At 48.4% G+C, this 11,592-nt stretch carries 8 protein-coding genes and 1 pseudogene; 5 read left to right on the forward strand and 4 right to left on the reverse strand.

Annotation, left to right across the window (positions count from 1 at the left end; genetic code table 11):
- Window positions 1-438: 438 nt before the first annotated feature.
- Both gltB and Q0986_RS10475 read right to left on the reverse strand, forming a co-directional pair.
- Window positions 439-5,028 (reverse strand): glutamate synthase large subunit, encoded by a 4,590-nt coding sequence (gene gltB / locus Q0986_RS10470; RefSeq protein ID WP_299409455.1) that lies wholly within the window; start codon window positions 5,026-5,028, stop codon window positions 439-441.
- A 215-nt stretch (window positions 5,029-5,243) separates the two neighbouring features.
- Window positions 5,244-6,419, reverse strand: coding sequence for a serine protease (locus Q0986_RS10475; protein WP_299409458.1), 1,176 nt, complete (start codon window positions 6,417-6,419; stop codon window positions 5,244-5,246).
- 243 nt (window positions 6,420-6,662) lie between these two features.
- Between Q0986_RS10475 and Q0986_RS10480 the strand changes: the two genes are divergently transcribed.
- A complete protein-coding gene (locus tag Q0986_RS10480; RefSeq protein WP_299409461.1) occupies window positions 6,663-6,851 on the forward strand; it encodes a globin domain-containing protein in 189 nt (62 codons plus the stop codon).
- A complete protein-coding gene (locus Q0986_RS10485; protein WP_299409466.1) occupies window positions 6,848-7,102 on the forward strand; it encodes a globin domain-containing protein in 255 nt (84 codons plus the stop codon). The genes Q0986_RS10480 and Q0986_RS10485 overlap by 4 nt, the downstream gene beginning before the upstream one ends.
- Here the strand turns inward: Q0986_RS10485 and Q0986_RS10490 are convergent.
- Window positions 7,099-8,061: a hypothetical protein gene (locus Q0986_RS10490; protein ID WP_299409468.1), complete on the reverse strand. Its 963-nt coding sequence runs from the start codon at window positions 8,059-8,061 to the stop codon at window positions 7,099-7,101. The two genes, Q0986_RS10485 and Q0986_RS10490, sit on opposite strands and share 4 nt — an antisense overlap.
- A 219-nt stretch (window positions 8,062-8,280) precedes the next feature.
- Between Q0986_RS10490 and Q0986_RS10495 the strand changes: the two genes are divergently transcribed.
- The 3 genes and pseudogenes from Q0986_RS10495 to Q0986_RS10505 all read left to right on the forward strand — a co-directional run bounded on the left by Q0986_RS10495 (window position 8,281) and on the right by Q0986_RS10505 (window position 10,549).
- Window positions 8,281-8,649, forward strand: a complete 369-nt coding sequence (locus Q0986_RS10495; protein WP_299409471.1) for a globin domain-containing protein — start codon at window positions 8,281-8,283, stop codon at window positions 8,647-8,649.
- 89 nt (window positions 8,650-8,738) lie between these two features.
- A pseudogene (locus Q0986_RS10500) lies at window positions 8,739-8,855 on the forward strand (IS5/IS1182 family transposase); the annotation flags it as partial.
- Window positions 8,856-9,181: 326 nt separating this feature from the next.
- Entirely contained in the window at window positions 9,182-10,549 is a 1,368-nt protein-coding gene (locus Q0986_RS10505; protein WP_299409475.1) for a CAP domain-containing protein, read from the forward strand.
- Window positions 10,550-10,986: 437 nt separating this feature from the next.
- Here the strand turns inward: Q0986_RS10505 and Q0986_RS10510 are convergent, their stop codons facing one another.
- The gene (locus tag Q0986_RS10510) at window positions 10,987-11,448 is read right to left on the reverse strand and encodes a dual specificity protein phosphatase (protein ID WP_299409479.1); all 462 of its coding nucleotides are present in this window, start codon (window positions 11,446-11,448) and stop codon (window positions 10,987-10,989) included.
- Window positions 11,449-11,592: the final 144 nt, after the last annotated feature.

An 11,592-nucleotide genomic window follows, 5' to 3' on the forward strand; every position in this document is an offset into this window, starting at 1 on the left:
ATTAGTCTTCATAGTTGTAAAGTCTCTCTTTGGGTATTGGATTCAAGTCTTTTTCGCTCCCAAATATACATTACCCATCCCTGAAACTTTTCATATCACTCAAGTTATCTCTTCCATAAAGTTCCGTAGAATTACAGAGAATCTAAAGGTATTGCCTCCAAGATATGTACATCTTTTCGTGGTAAATACTGAATAGTTGGGTTCTACATTCACCAAGAAAGACCAAGCACTCTACTTTGGTAGTCTTAGTTAGTTCTGCAAGCATACATTGTAGTGGTGAACAAACATCCAACTCGCTTGGGTATAGCTGCCTAGCTTTTTCGTTTTGGACAACAATAGTGCCTCTGGGACTAGACGAGATACTCGCTAACGTAGCATACAGTTGAAACGGCTTTGCCTATTTCCTTACCTACAATCTGTAGCGTTTCTGTTGTGATGCTAACTGCCTCCAATGCGGGCAACATCCCGGGCATTTTGCTCAAAGGCTGCAGATAGTGCATCATCGCCACTAAGACCATCCTCGATCGCAGCCTGAATCGCCTGCAATACCCGCTTATAATCCCGTGGCATCACCTTGACAAACTTGGGCACCATGGTTTCCCACTCCGCCAACACCTTCGTGGCTTTGGTGCTTTGGGTAGCGTCAATATGACGTTGAATGATCTCTTGTAGATCTTTGATTTCCTCAGGATCGTCGAGGGTCTCTAGCCCCACCATTTCTTGATTGCAGCGGGTGGCAAAATCACCGGCTTCATCTAACACATAGGCGACGCCTCCACTCATCCCTGCTGCAAAGTTACGTCCTGTGGGGCCGAGGATCACGACCTTGCCTCCGGTCATATATTCACAGCCATGATCGCCTATAGCTTCCACCACCGCTTGCACCCCAGAATTACGAACGCAAAACCGCTCACCAGCAATCCCGCGAATATAGGCTTCACCACTCGTGGCTCCGTAGAAGGCGACATTACCCACAATAATGTTTTCTTCTGCCACAAAGGTAGATGCCTTCGGCGGATAGAGGCGAATCTTACCCCCACTCAGACCTTTGCCAAAGTAATCATTGGCATCGCCTTCTAGTTCAAGGGTGACGCCTTGGGGAACGAAAGCGCCGAAGCTCTGGCCTGCACTCCCTTGGAAATGCAGATGAATGGTATTTTCGGGTAGGCCGTCCCAATGGCGCTTGGTAATCTCGTTGCCCAGGATAGTACCCACGGCACGATTGATATTTTTGATGGGGAGTGTGGCCTTCACGGGTTCCCCCTTCTCTATCGCAGGCTGACACAGCTCTAGCAGCGTGGTCATATCTAAAGACTTCTCTAGACCATGATCTTGGGGAATTTGGCAATAGCGACCAATATCATCCGGAACGTCGGGTTGATAGAGAATGTTGGAGAAGTCCAGTCCTTTGGCTTTCCAGTGGTCAATCGCCCGCCGGGGTTCCAGGACATCCGAGCGGCCCACCATTTCATTCAGGGTACGGAAGCCCAGTTGAGCCATCAGCTCCCGTACTTCCTGGGCAATAAATTTCATAAAATTGACGGTATGGGCCGGGTCGCCAGTGAATTTCTGGCGAAGTTGGGGATTTTGGGTGGCCACGCCGACCGGACAGGTATTCAGGTGACAAACCCGCATCATAATACAGCCCAAGGTCACCAGAGGGGCGGTGGAAAAGCCAAATTCTTCCGCCCCTAGGAGCGCAGCAATCACGATATCCCGTCCCGTCTTCAGTTGGCCGTCGGTTTCAACGACGATGCGGCTGCGCAGATTATTCAATACCAGCGTCTGATGGGTTTCGGCAATGCCCAATTCCCAGGGCAGACCTGCATGTTTAATGGAGGTTTGGGGGGATGCACCCGTGCCCCCATCGAAACCAGAGACTAGCACGACGTCGGCATGGGCCTTGGCTACCCCTGCAGCAATGGTGCCAACACCCACTTCGGATACCAGTTTGACATTAATGCGAGCGGAGCGATTGGCGTTTTTAAGATCGTGAATCAACTCGGCTAGATCTTCAATGGAGTAGATGTCGTGGTGAGGTGGCGGTGAAATCAAGCCCACACCTGGCGTAGAGTGCCGCACCTTGGCAATCCAGGGATAGACTTTGCGGCCAGGGAGCTGCCCCCCTTCTCCGGGCTTGGCGCCTTGAGCCATTTTGATTTGAATTTCCTTCGCTTGCGAGAGGTAAAGACTGGTAACCCCAAACCGACCGGAGGCGACTTGCTTAATGGCGCTATTTTTGGAATCGCCCTGGTCATTGGTCCAAGTAAAGCGTTCAGGATCTTCGCCGCCTTCCCCGGTATTCGATTTGCCGCCGACACGATTCATGGCAATTGCCAGCGATTCATGGGCTTCCTTAGAAATAGACCCATAACTCATGGCTCCGGTTTTAAACCGCTTCATAATCGCTTCAATGGGCTCCACCTCCTCTAAGGGAACGGGTTGTCGATCCTTGAAGGCCAACAATCCCCGGAGGGTAAAGAGTTGTTCATTCTGCTCATTGACCAAAGCCGAATACTGCTTAAACAGTTCAAAATTCTCAGTTTGGGCGGCCTGTTGCAACGTATGAATCACCTTGGGACTAAAGAGGTGCGCTTCTCCTTCCTTCCGCCATTGGTATTCCCCACCCACATCCAGGGTTTGGGTTTCCACATCGCGATCAGGGAAGGCATGGCGATGCCGTTGAATGGCTTCTTGCGCCAAAACCGCCAGATCGGCCCCTTCGATCCGAGAAGCGGTCCAACTAAAGTATTGATCTACCACTGATTGGTTAAGGCCAATGGCTTCAAAGATCTGAGCACCGCGATAGCTTTGGATGGTGGAAATGCCAATTTTAGACGCCACCTTGATCACCCCTTTGGTAGCGGCCTTAATATAATTTTTACAGGCCGTCTTCGGCTCAATATCGACCATCAACCCCTGATGAATCATGTCGTGAATGGTTTCAAAGGCCATATAGGGATTGATAGCACCACAGCCATAGCCAATCAGGACGGCGTAGTGATGAACTTCACGCGGTTCGCCTGACTCTAGAACTAGGCCGACGCGGGTGCGGGTGCCTTGACGAATCAGGTGGTGGTGTAGTCCTGCAACAGCCAATAAGGCGGGAATGGGTGCCTGGTCTTGTTCGATCTGGCGATCGCTCAAAATAATTAAGCTGGCTCCAGTTGCGATCGCAGCATCTGCCTGCTCACAAATTCCGGTCATGGCGGCTTCTAGCCCCTGTACCCCAGCCTGCGGATCAAACAAGATGGGCAGCGTGACGGATTGGAATGGATCACCGTTTAAGGCTTTGAGCTGAGCCAATTCAGCATTCGTAATAATCGGAGTTTTTAGCTCAATCAAATGGCAACTTTCGGGTTCGGCTTTGAGTAAATTGCGCTCCGCACCAATCGTGGTTTCGGCTGAGGTAATAATCGCCTCTCGAATCGAGTCGATGGGCGGATTGGTCACCTGAGCAAACAGCTGCTGGAAATAGTTGTAGAGCAGCTTGGGCTTATTGGACAACACGGCCAACGGGGTATCTGAGCCCATCGCGCCAATGGCTTCCACACCATTGTTGGCCATCGGGGCAATCAGCATCCGTAGCTCTTCAAAGGTATAGCCAAAGGCCATCTGTCGGCGGAGGACGGTGTCCGGTTCGTAGTCTGGGGCAGGCGTGGCCGCAGGCAGTTTATCGAGTCCAACCATTTGTTGATCGAGCCAGTCCCCATAGGGGTGCTCTGAAATAATTTGGTCTTTAATTTCCTGGTCAGCAATGATTCGGCCTGCGGACATATCCACCACAAACATACGGCCCGGCTGCAAGCGACCTTTCAGGGCAACCCGCTCCGGTTCGATCGGCAACACGCCCGCTTCAGAGGCCATAATCACCAGATCATCTTTGGTGACGTAGTAGCGAGAGGGGCGCAAGCCGTTGCGATCCAGCACGGCACCAATCATGGTGCCATCGGTAAAGGAAATCGAAGCGGGACCATCCCAGGGTTCCATAAGGCAGGAATGGTATTTGTAAAAGGCTTTTTTGGCCTCGCTCATGGACTCATGGGCCGTCCACGGTTCTGGAATCATCATCATCACCGCATGGGGAAGAGACCGCCCCGCTAAGAACAACATTTCTAAGGTGTTGTCAAAGATTGTGGAGTCACTCCCTGCAATATTGATAACAGGCTGTACCTTAGCCATATCCGCGCCAAACCGTTCCGACTCGAACATGGACTGGCGGGCATTCATCCAGTTGATATTGCCCCGCATGGTATTGATCTCACCATTATGGGCAATGTAGCGATAGGGATGGGCTCGATCCCAACTGGGAAAGGTATTGGTGCTAAAGCGAGAGTGTACTAGACCTAAGGCACTCTCGAAGTCGGGGTCCTGTAAGTCGGGGTAATACTGTCCCACCTGAATGGGCATTAGCATGCCTTTGTACACCAGAGTCCGACAGGAGAAGCTGGCCACGTACCAGCAGGGATCAATATCTGTGGGACGAATGGCATTGTGGGCCAGTTTACGCAGCACATACAGCTTGCGCTCAAAGGCCATATCATCCGCGATATCTGCCCCACGCTGAATAAACACCTGTTCCATAAACGGTTCGCTGGCCTTGGCGGTATTACCTAGCGACGCATTATCAGTGGGGACATCCCGCCAGCCAATCACGGACTGGCCTTCACTGACGGCTACTTGCTCAAAGGCTTGCCGACTGGCCTGCCGCTGCTGGGGATCGGGGGACGAATAGATCATGCCCACGCCATACTGTCCCGGCTCCGGCAACTCAAATCCTAAGCGAGCCGCTTCTTTTTGGAAAAATCGATGGGGAATCTGCATTAGAATCCCGGCCCCATCGCCGGTATTGGTCTCACACCCACAAGCTCCCCGGTGATCCAGATTCACCAAAATCGTCAGGGCTTGTTCGATAATGTCGTGAGACTTTTGACCCAATTGATGAACGACAAACCCCAATCCACAGGCATCATGCTCGAATTGTGGATCATAAAGACCTTGTTGGGCCGGAACAGTATTGCTATTCATATTGGGTGATGTGAAGGGTCGACGAGTAACTGGACTGAAGATGCTGTCGCTCAACAGCAGGTCAGCTCAGACCCGCATTATAAGCTTTAACTCCAGTCAGTCTAATATTGTCCTACGAAGAAACCCAGATGACTGTCGGTTTTAATGCAAATTCAAGGAAAGCGATCGCAAAGAGGTATCACCCTTCTCGTTATCATTTGGTGATCCACGATGAACTAATTCTTAGCGTTGAGGCCAAGTTGCTGCAAGTCAATCCCAGCTTGGGAGGCGGACTCTGTAAACACCTTGATAGGGATGCCCAAATTAATGCCCACTTTGCCACTGACCTGATTGCCTGCGGCTCGTCCATGAATCCCAATCAGCCGACCTTCAGGATTGAAGATGGGTCCACCACTCATGCCAGGGGCTGTGTTGTTGCTATAGAGAAGGCCATACCCTTCTTTATCTCCGGCTTGCAAGCCTACAATTTCACCTTTGGTCACTAAGTGAGTGGGTTGAGTAATCGCTTGTTCCGGCACCGGCCAACCAGACACATAAATGTTCATGCCCTGCTTCGCCAGCTCAGAATTTCCTAGACGAGCGACGGGATAGCTCTGATTACTAGTGAACGCTATCATGGCTAAATCGTGTTTGGGCAAGCGTCTGATCTTTTGAGAGGAAACATCAAATCTCTGACCATCGTGGGTGACAATTTCATATTCATCAGGTGTAGCCACCACATGTTTGGCCGTGAGCACGTAGTAAGTATTGTTGGTCTTCGTAATGATCACTCCAGAACCAGGGTTCTGCCCTTCAACTAAGACGGTCGTTTGCTTAGCAATTTGGTAAGGGTCTGCTTGGGGCGCAGACGGTGGAGAGACTGACTCAGGGGGAACGGGGCTGGGGGAGGTAGAAGCTGACGCAGTCTCAGCGCTTTGTTCAGGGGAGGGTTGGGCTGGCGTTACTGTAGCAGGTTGCCCGGTGTAACGAATACCAATGCCTTTCGCCGTACTTTTTCCCCAGGAGAATGCGCTTGTGCCCTCACGATTCACATCATTGATAATGATGGCATCAGCCCCACATTTACAAGCTGCTTGTTTTAAGCGCTTCGTTGCTTCTTCAGGAGACTTATTGCTAAACAGCGTGCTACCCGTGGATGCATTGAGCAAACAAAGCTTTTCGAAGGGTCTTTTAATATCTGTTTCGGCGGTATAGAGTTTGATTACACACTTTTTCGGCTTAGCGGGTGCAATGGTGTCGACCAATGGTGTACACCCTTTGCCACACCCTTTTTTATCAGCGATCAGCAAAGGAGTGACTTTATTGATCGTGAGAGTAGACTGCTCTGGGGTATCGCATTGAAAAGGCTCAGAAAGGGAAGCAGACAGAAAAGCTGCAAATACAATATCCATTGATTTTATCTATGGGTGATCACGTCATCACAACTGCAATGAGTTAGTGAAAGGGCTAGCAACCTCAGTCTTAGGCTACAGAACTCTGGTTATTTGATCCACTCTCACCGCTAGTAGCGAAGTGTCTGATACCCAAGGGGTTTCCGCTGAATCATCCTGATCATTCTATGAGCTACCTCTATAGAAGACTATGCCGGTGTTTGCCAGACTCTTAGTCAGCCTTCTTTGTTGGAGTTACCCCCCATGAGCTTAAAGACTGACCTACTAGAGTCCAGCTTTGCCCAAATTCGCGATCGCAGCACTGAATTTACGGACTATTTCTACAACACCTTATTTACGAATTACCCCCAAGTTCAACCTTTATTTGCGAATACCCATATGCAAAGTCAGGCCAAGAAGCTATTTGCCTCACTGGTGTTGTCGATAACTTGACGAAGCCTGGCGTACTAGGGGATGCCCTAACGGGGTTGGGGGCTCGCCATGTGCAGTATGGGATTTTACCGGAACACTATCCTATGGTGGGGGGAACCCTACTCAAAACCTTTGCCTTTACGCTGCAAGAACAATGGACCCCAGAACTCGAAGCTGCCTGGACCGATGCCTATAGTGCCGTGACCGAAATCATGCTAGAAGGTACTAACTACTCGCCGGATGTCCTCCAACTTAAGAAGGACTCGGTTTAAGGGGTTCTCCCGATGCGAGCTGATGGAATGGACGTTTGGAACTGCTGAATTGCCGCCATCATCTCTGTAAACTTGGGATTGGCCTCCTTTAAGATTGTCCCCTCTTCGTTCTGAATGGCTTCTTTCAGGACGACATTAGCATGGGAAATCCCCAATGCCTTGGGAAAAATATAGAGGTGAAATAAACTTGGATCGGACACAGACTGCAACGCCTTAATTCTCTCTAAGCTCGCTGTAGTATCAGCCTCAGAATGGGCCGCAAAGACTGGCTTGGCAAAGGGTGCTTTAGGACTGAATTCCTTCAGGAGACCATCCGTTTCCTTAATCAGCCTCGCTAGTTCTTGAGCCCCATCCAGATCAACATGGGTATAACTGTAGGGATGGTCGTCACGAACTAAGGGAGGCGCTGCTTTGTTCAGGATAGGTTCTAATAAATCGGGCCAAAAAGTTCTCAATACTCGTTCTTGCACCTCGCCCAACAGTCCAAAGCGACCACCCTGTAAATCAAGTGCAGCAGAAAAGAGGTAGAGTGCGCCGTTAATCCGAGGGCTAGTGGCGGCTATATAAAAGCTCAGGGCACCCCCCATTGATAAACCTCCGATGGAAACAGTTTCGGCCTTGCTGTCGGCCGCATGGACGGCAAATCTAACATTCGCTTTCCACTCTTCTAGCTCTACACCTTCCATCCCCTTGGGGGCCTTTAAGCCGTGAAAGTGCAGAAGCGGTAAGTAGACGTTATACCCCAGCTCTTGGTAGAAATACTCCCCAATTGCGCTCATAAAATAGGGAGAGTCAGACAAACCCTGAACTAGCACAATCGCTTTTTCAGTCGGTTCAGCCTGTTCAAAGATCAAAGGATGACAGCCATCCCGTACTTGATCCTGGCTAAAGTAATTTTTAAATTCTGCATAATACTCATCCCAGATCCGACCAGATATGCCTGCAATATACTGTGTCACTTTGATTCCTTGGTTGCTATGGAACAATAAATTGGTTGACCGATTTGACGATTGCTAAGGCTAAATCTAAAGTGTTTTATTCCTAGAGATTTATCGTCTTTATGTCTTGTTTTTATGCAAAGTGAGCCGATTTTATATAAAGGAAAGTAAATAATGCTGACATTCAACAAGCACCAGCTATCGAGGGATAATTTTGAGGGGGTTCTTCAAAGTTAGGCTATGTCAGCTTCTCAAGAGATAAACGTTTTTGCCCAAATTCGCGATCGCAGCACTGAATTCACGGACTATTTCTACAACACCTTATTTGCGAATTACCCCCAAGTTCAACCTCTATTTGCCAATACCTATATGCAAAGTCAGGCCAAGAAGCTGTTTGCCTCACTGGTGTTGGTTGTCGATAACTTAACGAAGCCAGGCGTTTTAGGGGATGCCTTAACGGGGCTGGGGGCTCGCCATGTGCAGTATGGGATTTTACCGGAACACTATCCCATAGTGGGGGGAACCCTACTCAAAACCTTTGCCTTTACGCTGCAAGAACAATGGCCCCCAGAACTCGAAGATACCTGGACCGATGCTATGGTGCCGTGACCGAAATCATGCTAGAAGGCGCTAACTATTCACCCGATGTCCTCCAACTTAAGAAGGATTCGGTTTAGGTTATTCCCCCGATGCGATTTGTAGAACGGACGCTTGGATGGTTGTTGTATTCTCGACGTTTCAAGAAAGAATATGAAGTGCTGACCAGGACGGCTGTGGCTCTTGTATCTGTGGTGATAATTCGACTGATGGTTTAGAGGCTATTTGAGGAGTACTAAAACCTCTCAAACAGCCTCTAAACGTTTGACCGTGAGGGATAGCAAGGTTGACTCATATCTGTTCTGTCGGCTAATCAGAGAGACTCTCTTTTTGATTAGCCTTGAAGCATAGTTTAGAAACAGAGAATTTTTTATTGTGTAGTTATGACACAAATAAAGTATTTTTTCTATAAATAATTTTAACATTTCTTCAGGTTTAAAATTGAAAAAAATATAATACCTAAGAATTAAATTAATCTTCCATTCACTACATCTTCACATACGAACAATAACGTATTAAATGTTGACCATCGAAAAATCTTAATATGGCGATCTTAAATCAAGACAAATTTGACCAGAAGATTTTGCAACTAGTTAATCAGGAACGATCGAGTGCCGGATTGAACACCTTGAGTTTAAGTCAGAAATTAGATCAAGCGGCTGATGGGCATTCCAAACGCATGGCCACTGGTGATTTCTTTAGTCATAATGATCCGCAAACTGGTACTAGCGCAGGGGATCGTATTGAGGCTGCCGGATACACGGATTGGTCGACATGGGGTGAAAATATTGCAGCAGGGCAAACTACGCCAGAAGCCGTTGTTCAAGGATGGATGCGCAGTTCAGGACATCGCGCTAATATCCTTAATCCAAACTTTACCCATATGGGATTGGGATACCATTTGCTGACGAATGATACAGGACAGGTGAATTATTCTCACTATTGGACCCAAGTATTTGGTGCAGGTGCCAATCCAGGCAACTATGTAGCTCAAACAGATGGTCAAACCACTCCTCCACCCCAACAACCCCCTTCTCCAAAAACGCCGACCGCTGGGAATGATCTACTAAAGGGTACAAATCAGTCAGATAAGATAGCTGGTTTGGCTGGGAATGACACGATTAAAGGCGCAAATGGTGCTGATACTTTATCGGGGAATAGTGGGTCAGATTCCATCTACGGTCAAGCAGGAAATGATCGTCTCTATGGGGGTAAGGGGAATGACCGTCTTAAAGGTGATTTAGGTAACGATCTGCTCAGAGGAGGGATAGGGAATGATTACCTAGAAGGCGGGTCAGGGAATGATCAGCTTTTTGGAGAGAGCGGAAAGGATAAACTTCGAGGTGGGAGTAGTCGAGATACTCTAGATGGAGCCCAAGGAAACGATTCTCTTTATGGGGACGGCGGTAATGATCTGTTACAAGGCAGAGAGGGTAATGATCGCCTCTATGGGGGTTCAGGTCGGGATAAAGTAATCGGCAATAAAGGAAACGACACCATGTATGGTGGCCTGGGTAATGATTCCCTTTACGGAGGAGAGGGTAGTGATGTCTTAATGGGGATTGGCGCTAATTCGAGTGCCTCTAAATCTCAGAAAGATACACTGAAGGGGGGGACCGGAGGTGATTTGTATATTCTAGGAAACAAATCCCAAGCGTTTTATAACGACGGTAAGAATAACTCACTCGGAGCAGGAGATTATGCCCATATCGAGGGATATGAGGTTACCCAAGGTGACAAGATCCGCCTACATGGAACTGCAAGTGATTATCGTTTGGGCTCATCGCCAAAAGGTACTCCTTCTGGTCAGGCTATTTTCCTCAAAACATCGGGTACAGATGAGCTAATCGCGATTGTTGGTGGAGCAAATAGCCTGAATCTAAACGGCTCAGGCTTTACTTACACTTCTTGAGTTTAAGTTCTTACTTGAGGAAAAAAATTTAGAGCTTGAGTCCTAATCAGGGGTCAAGCTCTAAAACTATTCTGGAATGAGCTTTTAGACCTTTCAATCATTCTCCAAAAAATCGACACTTGTTTTTGGAGGAAGGGATTGTTTATTCGTTGATTGTGTCTCAACAAAGTGGGGGATAGGTGACTCAGTCTTGCCATTCCCAGAGATACTCCGTCAGCCCTGCTCATTGTTTAGCCGTGTGGGCAACGATAACGTTGACTGCCTTTACTGGGCTAACCATGTTTGTGGGTCTTGGGATGACTCACATTGCATCAGCCAACAGGAAAACTCAACTCCCGATAGGTTTAACAAACCCACACTTTATGGACTCACGACCGCATTAGGTGCCTCATCCTTGTGATGCCGTAAGGCGTTGTATTTACAGTCAGAAGTGAATACTAACTCGGGGTAGATTCAAGATAGGCCTGCATGACTTGAACTTGATTTTTATCAGGTGAGGCATAGTGATGCTGCTCTTTGACAAATGCGATCGCATCCTCCAATGCCAACCCCTGCTTCTGGGCAACGTACAGACAACAAACAGAGGCCGAACGGCCCACACCTGCTAGGCAATGCACATAAACGATATGGCCCTTGCGCTGCCAACGATTCAAGATCTTGAGCGCATCATCAAATTGTTCTTCGGAGGGAACGCCTCCGGTAAACCCATCTGGAATAGGGACTCGCTTCCATAAAAACCCATTTTGAATATCATTGGGGACAGGCTGTTCATCTTCTTCGTTTAGGCAAAGCACAGCAGTGATGCCTTCGCGTCGAAGTTGAGAGGCAGAAGAGGTTTGGTGGGGAAAGGAACCCACAGCCAATTGATTCGGTATGATCCAGGAAAAGCGTTTGGGCATGAAAGGTAGCTTTGTTCGGGGCGAAACAAACAATAACAAAGGTCAAACTCTAACCTAGCTTATCTGTGGATCATTTTGATGTGACCCAGATAAATGGATAATGACCTTTCATCGTTCGGTAACAGAGATAAACAATATCTTAAC

This window comes from Acaryochloris sp. IP29b_bin.148, from assembly GCF_028285565.1.
GTDB lineage: Bacteria > Cyanobacteriota > Cyanobacteriia > Thermosynechococcales > Thermosynechococcaceae > Acaryochloris.

Excerpts from the sequence above, each read along its gene's own strand:
- Q0986_RS10495 (WP_299409471.1), top strand. The coding sequence starts at position 8,281 with ATGTCAGCTTCTCAAGAGATAAACGTTTTTGCCCAAATTCGCGATCGC.
- Q0986_RS10505 (WP_299409475.1), top strand. The coding sequence starts at position 9,182 with ATGGCGATCTTAAATCAAGACAAATTTGACCAGAAGATTTTGCAACTA.
- gltB (WP_299409455.1), bottom strand. The coding sequence starts at position 5,028 with ATGAATAGCAATACTGTTCCGGCCCAACAAGGTCTTTATGATCCACAA.
- Q0986_RS10480 (WP_299409461.1), top strand. The coding sequence starts at position 6,663 with ATGAGCTTAAAGACTGACCTACTAGAGTCCAGCTTTGCCCAAATTCGC.
- Q0986_RS10510 (WP_299409479.1), bottom strand. The coding sequence starts at position 11,448 with ATGCCCAAACGCTTTTCCTGGATCATACCGAATCAATTGGCTGTGGGT.
- Q0986_RS10475 (WP_299409458.1), bottom strand. The coding sequence starts at position 6,419 with ATGGATATTGTATTTGCAGCTTTTCTGTCTGCTTCCCTTTCTGAGCCT.